This window comes from Microcoleus sp. B4-D4 (assembly GCF_036705185.1).
Classification (GTDB): domain Bacteria; phylum Cyanobacteriota; class Cyanobacteriia; order Cyanobacteriales; family Microcoleaceae; genus Microcoleus.
Genome location: NZ_JAUBTX010000005.1, coordinates 139368 through 159308, shown reverse-complemented (window position 1 = coordinate 159308; position 19941 = coordinate 139368). Strand labels below are relative to the sequence as shown.

General features: G+C 45.4%; 18 protein-coding genes and 1 riboswitch. Of the genes, 12 read left to right on the top strand and 6 right to left on the bottom strand.

Features of this window, described 5'->3' with window-relative positions:
- Nucleotides 1-129: 129 nt before the first annotated feature.
- Both QUB13_RS06665 and thrC read right to left on the bottom strand, forming a co-directional pair.
- The gene (locus QUB13_RS06665; RefSeq protein ID WP_333379784.1) at nt 130-321 is read right to left on the bottom strand and encodes a hypothetical protein; all 192 of its coding nucleotides are present in this window, start codon (nt 319-321) and stop codon (nt 130-132) included.
- 51 nt (nt 322-372) lie between these two features.
- A complete protein-coding gene (gene thrC / locus QUB13_RS06660) occupies nt 373-1509 on the bottom strand; it encodes a threonine synthase (RefSeq protein ID WP_194067408.1) in 1137 nt (378 codons plus the stop codon).
- Between the two features lie 138 nt (nt 1510-1647).
- On the opposite strand from thrC, the gene QUB13_RS06655 reads away from it, so the two are divergent.
- The 4 genes from QUB13_RS06655 (at nt 1648) to QUB13_RS06640 (ending at nt 5895) form a co-directional block, all read left to right on the top strand.
- Nucleotides 1648-1917: a hypothetical protein gene (locus QUB13_RS06655; RefSeq protein ID WP_333379783.1), complete on the top strand. Its 270-nt coding sequence runs from the start codon at nt 1648-1650 to the stop codon at nt 1915-1917.
- Between the two features lie 266 nt (nt 1918-2183).
- Nucleotides 2184-3233: a fatty acid desaturase gene (locus QUB13_RS06650; RefSeq protein WP_333379782.1), complete on the top strand. Its 1050-nt coding sequence runs from the start codon at nt 2184-2186 to the stop codon at nt 3231-3233.
- Nucleotides 3234-3511: 278 nt separating this feature from the next.
- Complete coding sequence (locus QUB13_RS06645; RefSeq protein WP_333379781.1) at nt 3512-5014, top strand: AAA family ATPase; 1503 nt, start codon at nt 3512-3514, stop codon at nt 5012-5014.
- Nucleotides 5014-5895, top strand: a complete 882-nt coding sequence (locus QUB13_RS06640) for a ParB/Srx family N-terminal domain-containing protein (RefSeq protein ID WP_333379780.1) — start codon at nt 5014-5016, stop codon at nt 5893-5895. Before QUB13_RS06645 ends, QUB13_RS06640 begins: the two co-directional genes overlap by 1 nt.
- 390 nt (nt 5896-6285) lie before the next feature.
- On the opposite strand, the gene QUB13_RS06635 is transcribed toward QUB13_RS06640, so the two are convergent.
- On the bottom strand, nt 6286-7590 hold the full coding sequence (locus tag QUB13_RS06635) for a voltage-gated chloride channel family protein (protein WP_333379779.1): 1305 nt from the start codon (nt 7588-7590) through the stop codon (nt 6286-6288).
- A gap of 103 nt (nt 7591-7693) precedes the next feature.
- Nucleotides 7694-9316 carry a cation:proton antiporter gene (locus tag QUB13_RS06630; RefSeq protein WP_333379778.1) on the bottom strand — a complete coding sequence of 541 codons (1623 nt, stop codon included), beginning with the start codon at nt 9314-9316 and terminating at the stop codon, nt 7694-7696.
- A 97-nt stretch (nt 9317-9413) separates the two neighbouring features.
- Nucleotides 9414-9510: riboswitch (Fluoride riboswitch) on the bottom strand.
- On the opposite strand from QUB13_RS06630, the gene QUB13_RS06625 reads away from it, so the two are divergent.
- From QUB13_RS06625 to QUB13_RS06590, 8 genes are all read left to right on the top strand, one after another.
- Nucleotides 9466-9645, top strand: coding sequence for a hypothetical protein (locus QUB13_RS06625; RefSeq protein ID WP_333379777.1), 180 nt, complete (start codon nt 9466-9468; stop codon nt 9643-9645). Its footprint overlaps the riboswitch before it by 45 nt.
- A gap of 296 nt (nt 9646-9941) precedes the next feature.
- Nucleotides 9942-11036 (top strand): Rho termination factor (modular protein), encoded by a 1095-nt coding sequence (locus tag QUB13_RS06620; protein WP_194009185.1) that lies wholly within the window; start codon nt 9942-9944, stop codon nt 11034-11036.
- A gap of 152 nt (nt 11037-11188) precedes the next feature.
- On the top strand, nt 11189-11905 hold the full coding sequence (locus QUB13_RS06615) for a Uma2 family endonuclease (protein ID WP_333379776.1): 717 nt from the start codon (nt 11189-11191) through the stop codon (nt 11903-11905).
- A gap of 237 nt (nt 11906-12142) precedes the next feature.
- A complete protein-coding gene (locus QUB13_RS06610; RefSeq protein WP_333379775.1) occupies nt 12143-14041 on the top strand; it encodes a serine/threonine-protein kinase in 1899 nt (632 codons plus the stop codon).
- Nucleotides 14042-14339: 298 nt separating this feature from the next.
- Nucleotides 14340-14471 (top strand): hypothetical protein, encoded by a 132-nt coding sequence (locus tag QUB13_RS06605; protein WP_333090623.1) that lies wholly within the window; start codon nt 14340-14342, stop codon nt 14469-14471.
- Nucleotides 14472-14516: 45 nt separating this feature from the next.
- A complete protein-coding gene (locus QUB13_RS06600; RefSeq protein WP_194009188.1) occupies nt 14517-14783 on the top strand; it encodes a hypothetical protein in 267 nt (88 codons plus the stop codon).
- A 459-nt stretch (nt 14784-15242) separates the two neighbouring features.
- Nucleotides 15243-16589, top strand: coding sequence for an EAL domain-containing response regulator (locus tag QUB13_RS06595; RefSeq protein ID WP_333379774.1), 1347 nt, complete (start codon nt 15243-15245; stop codon nt 16587-16589).
- 312 nt (nt 16590-16901) lie between these two features.
- Nucleotides 16902-17564: a response regulator transcription factor gene (locus QUB13_RS06590; RefSeq protein ID WP_194070775.1), complete on the top strand. Its 663-nt coding sequence runs from the start codon at nt 16902-16904 to the stop codon at nt 17562-17564.
- Between the two features lie 215 nt (nt 17565-17779).
- Here QUB13_RS06590 and QUB13_RS06585 read toward each other — a convergent pair whose 3' ends face one another.
- Entirely contained in the window at nt 17780-18505 is a 726-nt protein-coding gene (locus QUB13_RS06585) for a pentapeptide repeat-containing protein (RefSeq protein ID WP_333379773.1), read from the bottom strand.
- Nucleotides 18506-18692: 187 nt separating this feature from the next.
- Nucleotides 18693-19892, bottom strand: coding sequence for a phosphoglycerate kinase (locus QUB13_RS06580; protein ID WP_194009193.1), 1200 nt, complete (start codon nt 19890-19892; stop codon nt 18693-18695).
- Nucleotides 19893-19941 lie beyond the last annotated feature (49 nt).

Here is a 19941-nt window from a genome sequence, read left to right as displayed (position 1 = left end):
GGTTCGTAGTACGGACTTTATTCCGCACTACGAACCGACTTTATTCCGCACTACAAACCTGTAGTGTTGACTTTAACTGGTTCCCAGGCTCCAGCCTGGGAACCCATATCACTCTTGCTCTGCCTCGCTTTATGTAACTGTTTCCCAGATGGAGGTAGAGCCTCGCCTATCTGCGTTACCAGGCAGAGCCTGGTAACAAGAAGCAAGTAGTTTCTTCCTTCTTCCTTCTTCCTTCTTCCGACGGACATCGGACTTACATCCGTTACATCCGTTACATCCCGTACATTGCTCGTTGCCGAACTTCCTTCTTCCGACGGACATCGGACTTACATCCGTTACATCCCGTACATTGCTCGTTGCCGAACTTCCTTCTTAAAATCCCATCGCCCCAGCTACAGCATCCAAACTAGGAGCAATTCCCTGTTTGAATTTGTTATTGCTGTGATTGATTGCTGTATCCGGGTCTTTTAAGCCGTTACCGGTGAGTACGCAAACCACTGTCGCTCCTGTCGGAACTTGGTCTTTTACCTTCAGCAAACCGGCTACAGAAGCGGCGCTTGCGGGTTCGCAGAAAATCCCTTCTTGGGATGCTAGCAGGCGGTAAGCGTCGAGAATTTCCTCATCCGTAACAGCACTAAAACTGCCACGGCTGGCTTCCGAAGCGGCGATCGCCTGTTTCCAGCTAGCAGGGTTGCCGATCCGAATTGCTGTCGCCAAGGTTTCCGGGTTCGCCACCGCTTTGCCGGTTACTAACGGCGCTGCTCCGGCTGCTTGAAATCCCATCATCTGCGGCAGGCGCGAACATTTTTTTGCTTGGTGGTATTGACAAAAACCCATCCAGTATGCTGTGATGTTTCCCGCATTTCCCACGGGAATGCAGAGCCAGTCGGGCGCGTCGCCCAAAGCATCCACTACTTCAAAGGCGCCGGTTTTCTGCCCTTCTAAGCGGTAAGGATTGACGGAGTTGACTAAAGTCACGGGATAGCTGACGGCCATTTCGCGGACGATTTCTAAGGCTCGATCGAAGTTTCCCCCAATCGCAATTACTTCGGCACCGTAAAGCAAGGCTTGCGCCAACTTGCCCAAAGCGACGTATCCTTCGGGAATCAGCACGAAAGCCCGCATTCCGCCGCGTCTGGCGTAGGCTGCCGCAGCGGCGGAAGTATTGCCGGTGCTGGCGCAAATTACTGCCTCTGCGCCGGCTTCCTTGGCTTTGGAAATTGCCATTGTCATCCCCCTGTCTTTGAAACTACCAGTGGGGTTGAGGCCGTCGTATTTGACCAGGACGCGCACGTCTCTACCGATGAGAGAGGCGATCGCCGGTGCTGGAATCAGGGGAGTGTTGCCTTCTTGGAGCGTCACTACGGGCGTGGTTTCCGTCACCGGCAGGTAGGGGCGATAAGCTTCGATCAAGCCAGGCCAACCGTAGCGTTTCGGCGAGGCTGCAGGGGCAGCGGAGTTAGCCGCGGAGTGAGTAGCAGAGTCAGTAGCAGGTAGGATCGGGGTCACGATGTCAATGGTTTCTAGGCTTTGGCAAAGAATTTACACTAATTTTAGCTCGATCGGTTAATTTGATGTTTAATACGATCGGTTCAGGTTAAAGTAACTTAATGGTGTGAATGCGTAGATATGTCTACTCAATTACTAATGTCAAATAATTCATCCACTCTTTCCCGGCCTCAAATCACCGCGAGCCATCCCGAAACGGCTAGTCCTTCTGCCCGATCGACCTGCTTGACTCGCAAATTAGATTTGGTGAAGTGTCCCTACCAAGCCGATCAGCAAGTTAAGTTCCTGCACTTACAAGCGGAAATTGACTCCTTGCTGTTGCAGGTACAAACTCTCAAACAGCAGCGCTCTGTTGCTTGCTCTCAATTGGCGATCGAACACAATTCTGCTGTCAGCAACGGCAATTAGTAGTGACAACTCGTGCTAATTGTGCCGCCCCTGTGGTATAAAAAGTAAAGTTTTGTTAACCCCAGTTAACCTGAGTGTTTTTTAAACCAAAAGCGCTAGCCATTATCAACGGCGGCTAGCGATCGCTAGCATTTGCTAAAACGCCCCTGCCTGTTGTTCAACTCGTCTGTCCCTAGCTGACAGCGAGCTGATATTTTATTGCGCTTTTGTACTGCGTTAATTTTGTTAAGCCATCCACATGGCATACGGAGAATCGAAATCAATTTATGACAGCATCGATCGAAAAACCACTAAAATTGACATCCGCAAGTGACACTTCCAACCTGCGCCTCAAAGATATTCTCAAAACCCTGCCGCGCGAAGTTTTTGTCAAAAACCCCCGCAAAGCTTGGACAAAAGTCATCGTCAACGTTTTATTAGTAGCTGTCGGTTATGTTGGCATAGCAGTATCACCTTGGTATTTACTGCCCCTGATGTGGATTTTCACCGGTACCGGATTAACGGGTTTTTTTGTCATCGGCCACGACTGCGGCCACCGGTCATTTGCTAACCGCCGCTGGGTAAACGATTTAGTCGGACATCTGGCATTTTTGCCGTTAATTTTCCCGTTCCACGCATGGCGGCACGGACACAATTATCACCACAAGCATACCAACAAAATTGGCGAAGATAATGCTTGGCAGCCGATGACAGCAGCCGACTATGCTGCTGCACCCAAAGCTTTACAAATAGCTTATAGTTTAATCTTCGGCCCGATGTGGTGGGTTGGCTCGATCGCCCACTGGGCAAAAGTACACTTCATGTGGTGGCGCTTCAAAGGCCAACAGCGCGAACAAGTGCGGTTTTCAGTTTTGGTAGTTTTAATCGGTGCTGCGATCGGATTTCCGCTATTAATTGCCACCACAGGCATTTGGGGATTTGTCAAATTTTGGTTGCTGCCCTGGATGGTTTACCATTTCTGGATGAGCACTTTCACCATTGTTCACCACACAGCACCAGACATTTCATTTAAAGCACCCGAAGAATGGAACGAAGCCCAAGCACAACTATCGGGAACAGTTCACTGCGATTATCCCCGCTGGGTAGAGTTTTTGTGTCACGACATTAACGTCCACGTTCCGCACCACCTTTCAACAGCGATACCCTGGTACAACTTGCGCCTCGCCCACAGCAGCCTCAAGGAAAACTGGCAACCTCATCTCTACGAAACCAAGTTTTCTTGGTCTTTAATGAAGCGAATTGCCGACAACTGTCACCTGTACAATCCTGCAGGCGGCTATCTGACACTAGAGGAAGTTAACGCTCAAACCAAATAGTCAGCAGTCATTAGTTGTTGGGAATTGGTTATTAGTTATTGGTTATTGGTTATTGGTTATTGGTTACTTGCTACGAATTCCCAATTCTCAATTCCCAATTCCCAATTCCCAATTTCCAATGACAACTAACAACTAACAATTAACAACTAACAACTAACAACTAACAACTAATAACTAATAACTAACAACTAACAATTAACAACTAACAACTAACAATTAACAACTAACAACTAACAATTAACAACTAACAACTAACAACTAACAACTAATAAAATCCCTTGAGTTTTAATCCCAATAACTGTCGCAACGAAAGCGAAGTAGAAAGCAAACTCATTGTCACTTATCTGTTGCCAAAACTGGGCTATACCCCCGACAGTTGGCATCAAGAAATCGCCTTTGGGAATATTCGCCTAGACTTCCTCTCATTTCGCATCCAATACATCCCCTTAATGCTCGATGCAGACTCGCAGATGAGTATAGTCATCGAAGCCAAACATCCCAAGGAAAAATTAGACCGTCACGTCAGGAGACTGAAGCGTTACTTAACAAGTTTAAGTATTCGCTACGGAGTCATAACTAACGCTAAAGAAATTAGAATTTACGAAAAAGTCAACGATGATATTCAGCTAGTTTTTCAGTGTGCCGGAGAAGAGTTAGAAACTAGACTTGATGAAATTATCGCTTTAATTGGCAGAGATAGTTTAAAATCTCTAAAAGATCCAGAAAATCTCGAACAGAAAGATAGTAATATTGATTTATTAATTCCTGATTTAATTAACGAAGTATCAATACAACCGGACAATCTCGCCACCTCAGAGCCACAGTCAAGTGACATCTCAGAACCCCAAAAAATACCTGAAAATAATGCAGTTAATCTGCAAGTTCAATCAGATGTAACTGTTTCCTCTAACAAGCCAAATACTATGAAAATAATTGCAGTCTACCACAACAAAGGCGGCGTTGGCAAAACTACAACAGTAGTCAATTTAGCGGCAGCGCTGAGCAAGGAAGGTAAAAAAGTTTTAGTCATCGACTTAGACAGTCAAGCAAATACAACCTTTGCAACTGGATTGGTAAAATTTGATGATGAAGAACAAGACGATTTGAAAGATAGCAATATTCTTCACATTTTACAATCAGAAGATTTTTATTCAATAGCCGAAGTAGCACGCAAGTCTAATTTTTGCAATCCCGCCATTGATGTGGTTCCTTCCCACATCGATTTAATGTACTACGAAACGGAACTAAATCAACTAGATTACAGCCGCATGATTTTAATTCAAAAACTAGCGGAAGTTCAAGATAAGTACGATATTGTACTGATTGATACGCCGCCGTCTTTGAATTTTTATGCGAGAGTGGCGCTGATTGCTGCGGATTATTTGATTATTCCTTCTGACTTAAAACCCTTTGCCAATCAAGGACTGATTAATGTCAAGGATTTTATTAAAAAAGTTAATGGATTCAAGAAACAAATTGGCAAGAAACCTCTAGCAATTTTAGGAGTTCTGCCTTGCAAAATCTCGACAAATGCTAAATTTGTACAGTACAGTTTGCCGAAGCGGCGGGAAACAATTCCCCAACGTTACGGTATTGAAATTATGGACAGCGTGATTTACGAGAGAGATGATTTGGCTAAGTGTGCAGAACAAATTCAAATCGTGGGAGATATGGAAATTTCCGATCCGATTTCGGTACTGGACTTTAAGCCAGATTCCATCGCTGCTCAAGAATTTGAAATGTTAGCAGTAGAAGTTTTGGAAAAAACAGGTAAAAATTAATGAAAAAATTATTTCCGTCGCTGGTTGCGGTGAAAAAGATTGTATCTGCTGTGCCTTCTTCCAATTTTGCTCAGCCGGATTTGGAGAAATTAGCGAGACTGATTTTAAATTTGGGAGGATTGATTAATCCGATAATTGTTCGCCGCACGGGTATGGATTCCTACGAAATAGTAGATGGAAATTTTGAATTCTACGCGGCGGCGAGAGCAAAGGAAATTGAACCTTTCAAGGGCGAGACAATCGGTGCATTCATTCTGGAACCAGAAAATGAAGAACTTCTCCTCGCACAACTGGAAATTCTCAGAAGCGGCGCTGTCAGTGAGAGTAGGGGTGAAAGTGCAACTCCCGAAGAGTCATCTATAACTGAAAGTGTGGGTGAAAATCCGGTTTCGGAACCGCCATCGAGTTTTGAGCAGCGGTTGATTAATATTGAAGCTAGGTTAGAAAATGAAATCAATGAATTGAAGGCGGAACACGCCCGCGAAAAACAGGTGTTGGCTGAGAGAATACAAGAAGTTGAAAATTTATTTTCCCAACAATTACCTCTGTTAATTGAGGCTGGGCTGGATCGCAGAATTGAGCGGTTGAAATTAGAGAGTGAAGCTGCAAAACCTCCGGCGGTAGAGCTGGAATCTGTTACACCGAGCTTGTCAGGTTCGATGCCGCTTTTGGAGGCATTGAATACTCAAGATAAAGCTCAACTGAAAGCGAGTTTAGAAGCCACTACGTTTTTGAAGGCTCCGGTGATACAATTAATACTTAAAGAACGAGATGTGCGGCCGTTTGTGTCCTTTGCTAATGTGGTGGAACGCATTAAGGGGTTAACGGACAAAACAATGATTAAAATTATTGATTATTGGCAAAATACTCATAAGCTGTGATCTGTTTAAATTTCATTGTTGGGGCGGGCTAGAAGCTCGCCCCACAAGAGTTGAAATCCGAGTTGAAACCTGATTTTTGACAGGTAATTGACTAGGGCAAAAATACTTATCACTTGCAATTGCATTGTTGGGGCGGGCTTCTAGCTTATCCGACAAAATTTGAAACTGCCCGATCGCCTTTCATAGCAAAACATGGCCATCAGCAAGACTGGATAAACCGCGATTAAAAACCAACCTGCTGCTCAACAGATTTGCTTTTTAGCGTTTTCCAGCCAAATAACTAATACCAAAGCGACTAGCATCGCGATCGCGGGTTTCTGTAACAGCGTAGGATCAGTAATCAGCATATCCGATTAACCGAACTATCTCAAATCAAGTTAACGGCCGCGACTACTTGATAGTTTTTTCTGTATCAAAAGAATTATTTGCATGATTTGGCAACTTTAACTCTTCTTGCATTGACATAAAAGAGTATTTACTAGAACTAATTCGCTGTGAACTATAAATGCCGGCATGACCTGAAAAAACATAGCTCATCACACAGGATATCGCAATAAATACCCCCGATTCGAGACCAAAAAGTTCAATTCCCATTAAAGTTGAGGCGATCGGTGTATTCGCCGCACCGCCAAAGACAGCAACAAATCCCATTCCTGCCAATAAAGGTGCTGGTAATGCCAAAATTAATGACAAAGCATTGCCTAATGTTGCACCAATAAAAAATAGAGGAGTCACTTCCCCTCCCTTAAAACCTGCCCCTAAAGTTAATGCAGTTAACACTATTTTTGCTGCAAAATCCCAAGGCGGTAACTGAGTGTTAAACGCATCGACAATGGTAGGAATACCCAAACCGATATATTTAGTCGATCCAATCGCCCACACACTCAGTGCGACAATCGCACCACCGATCGCAGTACGAAAAGGAGGATAGGATATTTTTGATTTAAAAAAGTGGCTTATTTGATGAGTGAGTCTGGCAAAAATCATCGCTACAATTCCGAAGATTGCACCAGCGACAATTGCAGAAATTAGCCCCATTGGAGTCATTGTGGGTACAAAGGTAGCATGGCGGTATGCTGTATGATGCAGACCCAAAGCTAAGGTAACGCGATCGCCCACAACTGCTGCAACTAAACAGGGAAAAAGAGCATCATGTTGAATATTTCCAATTGCTAAAACCTCTAAACCAAAGATAGTTCCAGCTAAGGGAGTTCCGAAAACGGAAGCAAATCCACCACTGAGAGCAGACATTAATAAAATTCGTCGATTAGCGTGTTTAAAGCGGAATATTTTAGTTAATTGGTCTGCGAGTGATGCAGCAATTTGCAGTGCTGTCCCTTCACGACCTGCGGAACCCCCAAATAAATGAGTTATATCTGTACCTAGCAGCACCATCGGAGCCATTCGCAACGGAATAATATTTTTCGGGTTATGAATCTCTTCCAATAAAAGATTATTTCCCGCTTCTACCCTCTTTCCATATCGATGATAAATCCAACCACTTAAGAATCCCGCTAATGGCAATAAGGCAATAATCCACAGATGAGACTCTCGCCAATTTGTTGCCCACTCTAAAGATGCTAGGAGAGCAGCAGAACCTAAGCCGGAAAGAATACCAACTAGACAAGAAATGATGAACCACTTACTGAGTTGGAAGACTGCAATAAATTGCTCAAATTTCTCAAACCTTTTCATAATCAAACTCCTATTTGTTACTTTGGTGACGCCGCCCTCTGGGCGGTTTAAATACCCTTCAGAGGGCGGCAGTACGGATATATTTCCTAAATGTTTTGGCAGGTTAAATTTTGCGCTCGTCTACCAAAATTACGGGAATAAAACTATTTTCTATCACTGCTTGCGATACGGAACCAACCAACACCTTTTTCCAAGGTTGATATCCCCGTTTTCCCATCACAATATCTGTCACCTGATACTGTTCCGCGACGCGCATAATTTCCTCTGGAACTGAGCCAGTAATGGTAATGAATTGATGACGGATATCTGAAAGTAATTTTTGAGTGCGATCGCGCAGTTGTTCTACAGCCTCTTTTTCTGCCATATTAATGATGTGTAACACAATTACTTCACCATCAACACGACGTGCTAGGCTTGCTGCTTTGAGCAAAACATCTGTAGAAAAGGGAGAAGTATCGACTGCTGCTAACAATATATTACGAGTTACTACTGTTACTTTTGTCGGATCGACTTTTCCCCGTTCTAACAATTTTGGGGCAAACATGGGAATTGCCCAAGCGCCTATCGGTGCTGTTGTCAAAATTGAGAGGACAGCAACGGCTAAGATAATTTCTCCTCCCTCAATCCCCACAGATAGAGGAATCCCACCAATGGCAGCTTGAACGGTGGCTTTTGCCATATTTCCGGGTAGCAAAAATAGTCTTTCTCGCCAATTCCAATTACTACCCAATGTGGAGAAATACCAACCTATAGTGCGACCAATAAACAAGCCAATTGCCAATACAAAAAGCCCCGGCAAAAAAGTCTTCCCTAATACCTGAAGTTGAATGCTGGCTCCCAATAAGACAAATAAAACAATCTCAGCGACAATCCATAAGCTGTCAAATCCACCGCGTAGTCGTCTAGCTAAAGGTGGGTCGAGTTCAATCAAAAAAAAGCCCATTGCCATTGCTGCCAAATAGCCGGAGTAGGGGAAAGCTTGCTCAAAAATTACTAACAAAAGCGCAAGACTGGCGGCAATTAATACATCTTGTACGGCGTTCTGCGTCCAGTTTTGTTGAGTTAGTAGAGAGACAGTTAAACGAGCAGCAATGTAGCCAATTAAGACCCCAAATCCTACTTCCATTGCTACCTGAAAGGGGAGCAATTGAACTGCGCTCAGGCTAAATCCTCCAGGGAACATGATATTCTCAACTTTTCCACGATCGAAGAAACTCAAAAGTAAGCTAAAGACTAACAGTAATAAAACATCAGATAAGGCACTACCCGTAAGAATGGCATCGGGAATTCCTTTGGTGACACCCCAGCCTAAACTTTTTAGTCGTAGCATTCCAGGGACAATTACAGCGGGTGATTCTGCACCAATTACACAACCCAAAAGTAACCCTGTGGGAAAGTCGAATTTAAAAATTAGTATCGCAGCGAATGCGATCGCAATTGCCTCAATTGCCGCTGGTAAAACTCCTAACCGCAGCGCCACAGTTCCCTGCTGTGATAGCTTTTCTCGATCTAATCCTAATCCCGCTTTCATCAGGATAATCATCACTGCCACAATTCGTAGATTATCCGCCGATTTCAGCACTTCTGGACTCAGGACATCGCTAACTTGTGGCCCTAAAACTATCCCTACCAAAATCATTCCAATCAGAGGCGGAGCACCTAAGCGGCGGGCAATTTGACCCGCAAAAAAGCCCATCAATAAAATCCACAGCACACTAGCTAACATGAGATTCCTTTCTCCAGATTCTGGGTATGGACAAAGGCTTGCTATCTGTGAGTCGTTAGTGAGAAGTTTTCACGGCCCCACTCTCCGGCAGCAAGCCAGAAAAGTAGGAGCCATCAGCCTTTTAGTCTTTCAATTAACGCAAGGAAAGAATGACGCTTCAGGCGGTTTTGGCGAGCTCCATCGCCATTAATATTCTTATACCATCTTTTGTACAAAAAGCAAAAGAAGATTATTTCTGGCAGAATCGCGATCACAACTCGCAACGTCAGCCCGTTAGCGAAGCCCTCGCAGAGGCTCGCCCTAACTCCAAAAAAAGTAAAGATGAGTAAAGCGGTGTATCATTTGTGTCCCACAGCCAGTTAAACTCATCACAGTCGCTTTTTTTAGGAATTGCAGTCTGTTTTGTCGATCGCCCGGGTTCTCACCGCACAGCCAGCGGCACAGTAAAGCACTGCGGCGATATGTCCTCCTGAGCGCACAGTCTGGCTAAGGTGTTTGTCTCGCACCTTATGGCTGAGAGTTCTTGGGTTAATCTCGCATCACTCAAAACGCAGGCTGTAAAGTGCAAATATACATAATTACCCAAACACCATAATTTTGATGACAAAAGGGGACTTGTAACAAGATGGATCGATCGCAAGATCAAAACCGAATAGTTGAATATTTACGGATTAAGCCAATTAGTCACAGTCAGATTTATACTTCGCAAATTGCGGTACCTGAGACTGAGGGGAGAGAAATCCCTCGCGAACGCCGCGAAGCTCTCAGAAGAAGCCTCATCGAGCAAGGTAGCAACTTAATTCCTTTAATTGTACGTCCTACAGAAGCTTACAGCAACGAAGAAGAATATGAAGTAATCTGCGGCTCAGATTGGTGTATTGTTGCCAAAGAACTCGGCACCGAGCAAATGTGGGCTTGGGTGTTTGAAATGACGGATGAGGAGGTAGCTGCTGCTCGATCGGAAATGGAACATTTAGCTCCGCAACCGACTCAGAAAACCGCACAACTTGAGACTCTACTGCAACAATTTGAGCTGTCGTTTCAAAAAAAAGTCGATAGTCTAACTAAACAAATAGAACAATCTGTTAAAAAAAATGAAGATTTACTAAAAAAGCAACTAAAAGCTCTAATTGAGCCTAATTTTGAGAGTGACAGAATAGAACAAATTCAGCGCCGGCTCGAACAAGTTGAAAAAACATTTCACGAAAAGGTAGATAAATTGGCTAAAAAAAATGAACAGTCTGGGAGCGATAATTCTCCGAAATCGGCGGTAATTTCTGAGATAAATCTGGCAGGTGCGTCGATCCAGTTGGATGAACTAGAAAAGCTGCTGTCAATAAAATTAAAACGCACAGTCCAAATTATTAATCAGTTTGTTTCCGAGGCGATTGAAGATGTAGAAAGCGATCTCAAAAATCAAATCGCTATACTCCGCAGCCAACTTTCCGACGGTGCGACGCCCTCAGAAATACCGCCGCAAATACAGGGTAAAAAGCAGCCGAAGTCGCAGCGTCAGAAGCAGTCGAAGGCGCAGCAAAAACCTCAGCTACCGCAGTTACAGTTGCCGTTGCCGTTGCCGTTTCCGCCCCAAGAGGAAGACTACGAGGATCTTTCACTGAGACGGTTAAAGGCGATCGGCAAAGACCGGAAATTGCCGGGATACGCGCGCATGAAACGACCGGAAATTCTAGCGGCTCTCAGAGAATCTGACGCGCAATAAAGGGGTAATTGCTAATATTTCAAGACTAATTGTTCGGTGTTCGATCGCGTTTTTAGACAAAAGCGCGATCGGGATTTCAGAATAGTCCTCGGCAGAGATATCAAAAGCTTGCTAAAATAGACAGATAACCTCTTACTCCTCACCCAGCAGCCATGTCCGCAACGGCAGAATTAGCTACTACCCAAGAAATACCAGAACAAGAGATACCGGAAAACTTTATCTTTCCGCCCGACGATTTATATAGTGATGAACATTCCGTAGAAACAGAACTGCACCTGCGACAAATAATCCTACTGCTCAACTGTCTAGAATGGCTGTGGCGAGATAGAAATGATTTCTATGCTGCGGGAAACCTCACCCTTTATTACTGTTCCAAGCAACTCAAATCGAAGGACTTCCGAGGCTCAGAATTTTTTGTGGTACTCGGAACTGAACGAAAAACTCGGAAAAGCTGGGTTGTTTGGGATGAAGAGGGAAAGTACCCGAATATTATCGTTGAAATCCTGTCGCCCAAAACAGCGAATATAGACAAAAACTTTAAAAAACAACTCTATCAAGATACTTTTCGCACTCACGATTACTTTTGGTTCGATCCAGAAACTTTAGAGTTAGCAGGGTTTCATTTACTTGACGGGGAATATGAAGCAATCGCACCTAACGAATTCGGGCATCTGCGGAGTCAGCAGCTCGATTTGAGTCTGGGAATTTGTGGGGAAAAATTGCGTTTCTTTACTGCTGAAGGAGAGCTTGTTCCTACTTTAGAAGAGGTTGCAGAAAGGGAGACTCAACGAGCCGGACAAGAAGCTCAACGAGCCGATCGCCTGGCCGCGAAACTGCGAGAATTAAATATCGATCCAGATACAATTTAGCGCCCGGTTCATCCCAAAAAAACGGTTGATGGCTTGGTGTATTCGAGGTCGCCAAAATCGCACAGCCGACCAACTGGCGCGCCCGAAACCGCCTTTTTGAACAACAATAACCGCAGGACATGACAGTTGCGGGCGATCGGTCAATCAACACTCACACACTATGTCAAGATTAATTAGCGCGATCGGCCAAAACTCCCAGTTTCAGTCAAGCGTACAAATCCGACGCAGCAAGTTCCAATGAACAATCCCATTTACCCAGGCATAACTCTCAACAACCACTACCGCATCGTCCGCGAATTGGGACACGGAGGCTTCGGGCGCACCTACCTAGCTGAAGATGCCCACCGATTTAACGAACCCTGCGTTTTAAAAGAATTTGCGCCCCAAGTGCACGGAAGTTACGCCTTACAAAAATCCGAGGAACTCTTCGAGCGAGAAGCCGGAGTGCTCTACAAGCTGCAACACAATCAAATCCCGCGCTTCCGCGAACTGTTTCGAGTCAGTATTAGCGATCGAGGCTACCTATTTCTCGTCCAAGACTACGTACCGGGCCAAACCTACCGCTTCCTGCTGGATGCCCGCAAGCGTCAGGGTTTGCGGTTCATAGAAGCAGAAATCAATCAACTGCTGCTCCAGATTTTGCCAGTGCTCGAATACATACACTCTCTGGGAGTGATTCACCGCGACATCTCCCCAGACAACCTGATTCTGCGCTTGTCTGACGGAATGCCGGTGTTGATTGACTTCGGCGGAGTAAAACAAGTCGCAGCCACCGTAGAATCTCTGTTTGCCGAAGCTAACGGTACTCCCGCCCCCGCAACTCGCATCGGCAAGCTCGGCTATGCTCCCGTCGAACAGATGCAAATGGGCATCGTCAATCCCCACAGCGACTTGTACGCTCTGGCGGCGACAGTTTTGGTGTTGCTGACGGGGAAGGAACCGCATCAGTTGCTCGACAGCCAGACGCTGAATTGGAACTGGCGGGCAGAATGTTCTCTATCTCCCAATTTGTCCCTAGTGTTGGATAAAATGCTCGCTCACGGGCCGAACCAGCGTTACTCCTCGGCTCGCGAGGTAATGCTCGCTCTCTCCGGCAATCCGCCTTTACAGCCACCGCAGCCGGCCCCAAATTTTGCGCCCGCGCCGTCGCCGGATCGATCGCCCATACCCATGCCCGCCCCAGTCCCAACACTGCCGGGAATTCCTGTGCGAGCCGCTATTAACAACCAGCAAAAAATGCCTGCTTGGCAAATGGTTTTGTTTGTGGTATTGGTGCTTGTTGGTATGGGGGGAGTTGGCTGGTTTGCGGGCAATTATTTGTTAAACCTGCAATCAAAAGTGCAGAAAATTCCCCAAACTCGGGGCCCGAAGCAGCAGCAAGAAGATGTTTTGCGCGATCGCTTTTCAAGGCTCGGAATTGACGATCGATTCTATAGCGGTTACGTCAACCTTGTAGACGAAAATTTCTATGCCAAATACCCAGAATTGGGTGGGCGACTGCTAAAAGAAGGTGAGGACGATCGCCTGTGGCGCGAAAGGTGGCAGAAAATCGGCGACGAGTTGCTCGACAAACTCCAAAACCTCAGCAGCGACGCTAGAGCCAGGTTGGGGAGTTACACCACCGCCGATATCGATCGCTGGAAAATAGAGGTTAACAAGCTGAATTTGAGCAGTCGGGCTTTGTACGATTTGGCTGATGCGAAGTTCTTTTATTGGTTTCCGCGACAGCCGCGCGATCGCAATCTGATTGGTTTGCCGATCGGACAAATTTGGCAAGCAATCACCGCCGACACCCTCGCAGCTTTGCAAGCAGGAGCAACTCTCGAAAGCGTAGAATTTGACAGCCGAGCTAACAGCAAAACCCTCACCGGTAATCTCAAACCCGGAGAAGGCAAAGCATATATTGCGCGGTTAGCTCAAAATCAAACTTTGCGAGTAAATTTGCAAGCGCCGCCAAAATCTACTCTGCTGTCAATGTATTCTCCTGGGAGAACCACCAAAGCTAGAGCTTTGCTGCAAGATGCAGAGGATCAAAGTTGGTCGGGATTGCTGGATGATACTGGTTTTTATGAATTCGTAGTGGTTTCTCAGTCATCCGAGCCGATCGCCTACGAATTGAATCTGACAGCAAAGTAAGAGGTTATAACACAATTTTCTCCAAATTATACAACTGTCGGGCAATTCCTAATCCATATCCAGTCAATCATCCCCAATTCTTGAGAATCGAGTTGCACTCAATCGCTTTCAGTCATGGAATGATCTGCGTCCATAGGTGTTTATCCGTTTAAAATCTGCGGTTAAAAGGGCGATCTAATATCGAATATTTATGCAGCTCAAGTTTTTTAATCTCAAATCCTATAACCCGCGCCCAAAAACAGACACAAGCCCCCGACACTCGTCCCGGGCCGCCCCAAACTTTATATGCAAGATGGATTTGCAAATCAATCTAAAATCTAAAACTTGTACCCTCGCGACTTGTCGGCTGGCGCAGCCGAAGCAAGCCGAAATATCTAAAATCTCAAATCGATTGATGGCTATTGACGCTTTGAGGGCGATCGGGCAATAATAAGGTAATCCTGAGCTGGTGAATTTTTAGATTCAAAAAAATAATATGGTGAGATTTGCGATCGTAGCTTTATTAACTTTGGGATTAGTATTAGTGACAGCATTTGGTTTGCGTCCCGCCAGTGCAACAGTCAGCAATCCCGAATTTTATGCTTGGAACTTTGCCTCTGTAGGCAGCAGCGAACTTGTGTGTAAAAAGACAGTTGTAGTTCCGCAAAACAAAATCGTTCCGTCATCAATGCAGGCTGTCAGTATCAATTCTGCAATTGTAGATAACAAGTTTTGTGAGAACTCCACTAAGCCATTGAATTAAAACGGTGTATCCGAGCCTATCCTGATGAGCTAGCATTAAAATTGGCTCGCGCGTGCGGACTTTAGTCCGCAGCCGGAGAGCGGACTAAAGTGCACATTACGAATCGTTGTTATGGCGATCGACCCGATATGATATGACCTGGAATTATATAAGTAATTGCCACCATCTGCTCGCAGAAAGTGTTGGCGACATTTTTTGAGGCTCAATCTCCGCGAGCTTGTAATAATAATTTATAAAACTTGTATCGCGCCGCAGTTTTCTGACCTTACAAAACTGGACAAATATCGAACTATTCCCAATTTTGTCAGGTATTCGATTGTGATTTAAGAACAGATGCAAAATTATTAGCCATTTGGCTAATAATTTATTGGCTAATTGGCCTAATCAGTAGCTCGTTAGTTTGAGTATGCTAGAGTTAGTCAGGTTCTGATATATAGTGCCATCTGTAATCTAAGTATCATGCTCAAAATTTTGGTTATTGAGGACGACGAATTAATCCGGGAAACTCTTCTGCAACTCCTGGAATCTCAAAGCTATCGGGTGATTGTCGCCGAAAACGGTCGATTTGGGGTGCAGATGGCACTTTCAGAAATCCCCGATTTAATTTTGTGCGACGTGCAGATGCCGGAAATCGACGGTTATGACGTGTTGCGGACGTTGCGACAAAACTCTCTAGCCGCAACAATTCCATTTATTTTTCTCACGGCTCAAAGTTCCAAAACCGATTTTCGTCGGGGGATGGAATTGGGAGCCGACGATTACCTGACAAAGCCCTTTACTAAGGCTGAATTGCTCGGAGCCATTGCTTCTGGCATCTCGAAACGGCAAAGAATTACTCAACCGCTGACATTCGCGCTTCACCAAGCAGAAGCCAGACTCAAAGATTTAGTTAACGAATCTACCAATGCTTCAGTCTTCTCTCCTGAAAAGTTGGCTCTGGAATCTCTGCTGCGCCGCGCTTTGGCACAAGGTGAGTTTCAGGTATACTATCAGCCGCAGGTGGATATTGCTACCGGACAAATCATCGGTGCTGAAGCCTTGGTGCGGTGGCAAAATCCCGATCGAGGTATAATTTCTCCCGCCGAATTTATTCCCTTAGCCGAAGAAACAGGTTTAATTATTCAGATTGGCGAGTGGGTACTGCTTTCAGCTTGCGCTCAAGCCGCTAGTTGGGTGGCGGCGGGGTTTTCGCCCTTTAGGATATCAGTAAATTTGTCGGCCAGACAGTTATCCGACCCGGAACTCAAAGCGCGAATCGTGCAAATATTGGAAACTACAGGCTTGGAGCCTGCTAATTTAGAATTAGAAATGACCGAAAGCGCTTTAGTGGAAAATGCGACAGTCGCAGGCGCTACTTTAAACGAACTTAAAGCTCTAGGAATTCGGATTGCGATCGACGACTTCGGCACGGGTTATGCTACTTTAGGATATCTCAAGCTATTTGCCTTTGACAGTTTAAAGATCGATCGAATTTTCGTCCGCAATGCCAATGAAGACTCTCAAAATGCTGCTATTACTACAGCAGTAATTTTACTGGGTCACAGTTTAAACATGACAGTAATTGCTGAAGGGGTAGAAACAGAAGCAGAACTAGCCTTTTTGAAACAGCACAACTGCGATATCATCCAGGGGTATCTGTTCAGCCGCCCCGAACCCGCACCGATATTTGAAAGTATCTTAGTTGCCGACCAGCGTTTGTTCGCGCCGCCCGCGGCTGCAGCAACTGCTCACTTTATTCCCTTTGTACCCCTGTCGGAACCAGAAAAATCTAAAAACCTTTCCATGTCTAGTCTAGGAATAGTCTAAATGTTAGCAAGATTTGTGTATAATAAAACAAAATTCTGGCTTTTAGCTGCTATTTTCTGCGGAAAAGTTGACGATGCTTCATAAAAAGTTGTACTTTTTTTGGATAGGCAAATAAAAAAAGGAGATTTTCCCCAATATTCCTCTACTTCTTCTCATTATGTGGGAGCGGCACCGGTAATTGGACTATTTGAGGAATTGTGCCGTCTTGAAATTGGGAGCCTTTATCAAGTTGCAGCAGGTAAACTCATTTAAGTTCCTACTTTGGGAGCCGCAGTTTTAAAAACTGTCAACGGGAATTGGTGCAAGGCTGTCATGGAAAGAATCTTAGTAGTTGACGACGAAGCAGACTGTCAAACAGTCTTAGCAATGTACCTGGAAAGCCAAGGATACCGGGTGGAATGCGCTACTTCTGGAATTGAGGCGCTCTCGATTTTTGAAAATGCCCCTCCTGATTTGGTAATTTCCGATGTGATGATGCCGGAAATGGACGGGTTTGAGTTTTGCCGGCGCTTGCGTACTACCCGTTTGGGACAGTTAGTGCCGTTTATATTTTTATCAGGCCAAGGCGAGATTGAGTCCAAAGTTGAAGGTCACGCGATCGGCGCTGACGATTATCTGGTAAAACCTTTTCAGTCTGAAGAAATCTTGGCTAAAGTGAAGGGACAATTAGAGCGCTCTCACCGCATTCACGCCGAGATTGTCCGACTGCTGCAAACTTCTAGCGCTAGGCTGGAGCCAAAACTTGTGGCCGTATTGCCAAATCCTGCACCTTTGCCGCTCACACCAGCCGAGGAAAGAGTATTTTGGGAAGTTATCCAAGGTTATACTAACAAACAAATTAGCGATCGACTGTTTATTAGCCCCCGGACTGTACAAGCTCATTTAGGCAGCATATTCAGCAAACTACAGTTAGAAAATCGCGCCCAGCTTGTGAAATTCGCCCTAGAAAGGGGATACAAACCACCTCAAAATTAGCAAGCGTCGGAAAGCAAGCATAAATTTTTGGGGCGGAGTCAAAAACTCCCGCAGCAGCCCAAATCAAGGTTAGTAGTGAGAATTTTAGTCCGCATCAAAAAACTCGCATTCAACGCAACGAACAGGTTATTAGTGAGGACTTTAGTCCGCATCAATCAAAAGACTAAAGTCCGAACGATCCAAATCATATTATAGCAGCTCTAACCGACAGGATCTTACTCCAAATTCCCAACACAATCAGGAAAAGTAGTTATCACACAAACCCCCGGCCCCAAATTCGTCCCCCGCAAGTTAGCACGTTCCAAATCAGCTTGCCGCGCATTATTAGCCGCGTCAATATTTGTCCCGCTCAATTGAGCTTTAGCAAGCCGAGTATTTGACAAAATAGCATTCTGCAAATTAGTATCGCGCACGTCAGCAAAAGACATATCCGCTCCGCTTAAATTCGCGCGATTCAAATTCACTCTAAACAGCAGCGAACGCCTCAAATCCACATTCGACAAATTAGCTTGCAGCAAATTAGATTCGCCCAAATTAGCATTAAAAAGTTTAGCACCGCGCAAATCAGCTCTCGTCATATTTGCCCGCCCCAAAAAAGCATTAGACAAATCCGCATTTCGCAAATTAGCACTGTCCAAGCCAACACCGTACATCTCCGCATTAACCAAATTAGCATTCGCCAAATTAGCACCACTTAAATCCGCTTCTAGCAAATTAGCTTCGTAGAGATTAGCTCCGCTTAAATCAGCCCCCCTTAAATTTGCTCTGTACAAACTCGCCTTAAACAAATCAGCATTTCTTAAATCGCAGCCCTCACACTCCTTACTTTCCAGCAACCGCCGGACATGATCTGGATTTTGAGCTTTGACGGGATCTGCCAGCAAAAACGGCGCTAAAACTGCTATAGTTGCCGTTACACTTGCCAAGATTTTAAGTTTCACAAACAAACCTCACTGCCACTTCAGATCGATCGTACTCGCAAACAGTAGAATTTCAACCCATTTCTTTCTCTCTTTTCTCCCTCTCTGCGCTCTCTGCGCTCTCTGCGGTAAAAAAAAACAGCATTCGCAGCCAATGATTTAGACCTGCTTACAGCAAGGCGGGCAAAGCCCGCCCTACTTAAATCAATCAAGCCTCATCTAAAGCTGCAACACCAGGCAATTCCTTACCTTCTAACAGTTCCAAACTAGCACCGCCACCAGTAGAAATGTGGCTCATTTCAGACCCCAAATTTAACTGTTCCACAGCCGCTACCGAATCACCGCCACCGATAATTGTGGTAGTGCCGGTTTTAGTAATTCCCGCCAAAGAATGGGCAATTCCTTCAGTTCCAGCAGCAAACTTCTCCATCTCAAACACGCCCATCGGCCCGTTCCAGATTACTGTTTTGCAATCGGCCAAAGCATCTTGGAAAGTTTTCACAGAATCCGGGCCGATATCCAAACCCATCCAACCGTCGGGAATATTCTCAACAGAGACAGTTTGAGTGTTAGCGTCAGCAGCAAACTTGTCAGCAACTACCACATCAGTAGGTAACAGAAAAGTAACTCCCCGTTCCTTCGCCTTAGCTTCCAAAGACTTCGCCAATTCCAGCTTGTCATCTTCCACCAAAGACTTACCAACGCTCAAACCGCGAGCCTTGTAGAACGTGAACACCATGCCGCCTCCCAGCAGCAATTTGTCGCACTTTTCAAGCAGTTTTTCAATGACTCCAATCTTGCTGGAAACCTTGGAACCACCGATAATAGCAGCTAAGGGACGCTGAGGATTGTCGATCGCACTACCGAGATACTGCAATTCCTTCTCCATCAAAAACCCAGCCACAGAAGGACTCAGATACTTAGTAACGCCCTCAGTAGAAGCGTGAGCCCGGTGAGCCGTACCAAAAGCATCATTGACATACAAATCGGCCACAGAAGCTAACTTCTTGGCAAATTCCGGGTCATTTGCTTCTTCTTCGGGATAGAAGCGGACATTTTCGAGCAAAACCACATCGCCATCAGCCATCGCCGCCACTGTAGCAGCCACTTCATCGCCGATGCAGTCGTCAGTCTTTTTGACCTCTTTCCCCAACAATTCCGACAGCCGCTTAGCAACCGGAGTCAAGCGCAACTTCTCCGTCACACCCTTGGGACGCCCGAAGTGACTGCACAAAATGACCTTAGCGCCCTTGGACGCTAAATCCTGAATAGTCGGCAGAGCAGCCCGGATGCGAGTATCATCAGTGATATTGCCGTTGTCGAGCGGCACGTTAAAGTCCGCCCGCACCAATACCCGTTTGCCCGATAAGTCTGATGCTGATAAATTTGCTACAGTTTTTTTTGTCACAGGATTAACCTCCTAATATGTGTGTTTTTGTCTAATTCCGTTGAAATGG

Excerpts from the sequence above, each read along its gene's own strand:
- QUB13_RS06600 (WP_194009188.1), top strand. The coding sequence starts at position 14,517 with ATGGTGAGATTTGCGATCGTAGCTTTATTAACTTTGGGATTAGTATTA.
- QUB13_RS06590 (WP_194070775.1), top strand. The coding sequence starts at position 16,902 with ATGGAAAGAATCTTAGTAGTTGACGACGAAGCAGACTGTCAAACAGTC.
- QUB13_RS06625 (WP_333379777.1), top strand. The coding sequence starts at position 9,466 with ATGACGCTTCAGGCGGTTTTGGCGAGCTCCATCGCCATTAATATTCTT.
- QUB13_RS06655 (WP_333379783.1), top strand. The coding sequence starts at position 1,648 with ATGTCAAATAATTCATCCACTCTTTCCCGGCCTCAAATCACCGCGAGC.
- QUB13_RS06620 (WP_194009185.1), top strand. The coding sequence starts at position 9,942 with ATGGATCGATCGCAAGATCAAAACCGAATAGTTGAATATTTACGGATT.
- QUB13_RS06650 (WP_333379782.1), top strand. The coding sequence starts at position 2,184 with ATGACAGCATCGATCGAAAAACCACTAAAATTGACATCCGCAAGTGAC.
- QUB13_RS06595 (WP_333379774.1), top strand. The coding sequence starts at position 15,243 with ATGCTCAAAATTTTGGTTATTGAGGACGACGAATTAATCCGGGAAACT.
- QUB13_RS06665 (WP_333379784.1), bottom strand. The coding sequence starts at position 321 with ATGTCCGTCGGAAGAAGGAAGTTCGGCAACGAGCAATGTACGGGATGT.
- QUB13_RS06610 (WP_333379775.1), top strand. The coding sequence starts at position 12,143 with ATGAACAATCCCATTTACCCAGGCATAACTCTCAACAACCACTACCGC.
- QUB13_RS06635 (WP_333379779.1), bottom strand. The coding sequence starts at position 7,590 with ATGAAAAGGTTTGAGAAATTTGAGCAATTTATTGCAGTCTTCCAACTC.
- QUB13_RS06640 (WP_333379780.1), top strand. The coding sequence starts at position 5,014 with ATGAAAAAATTATTTCCGTCGCTGGTTGCGGTGAAAAAGATTGTATCT.
- QUB13_RS06615 (WP_333379776.1), top strand. The coding sequence starts at position 11,189 with ATGTCCGCAACGGCAGAATTAGCTACTACCCAAGAAATACCAGAACAA.
- QUB13_RS06630 (WP_333379778.1), bottom strand. The coding sequence starts at position 9,316 with ATGTTAGCTAGTGTGCTGTGGATTTTATTGATGGGCTTTTTTGCGGGT.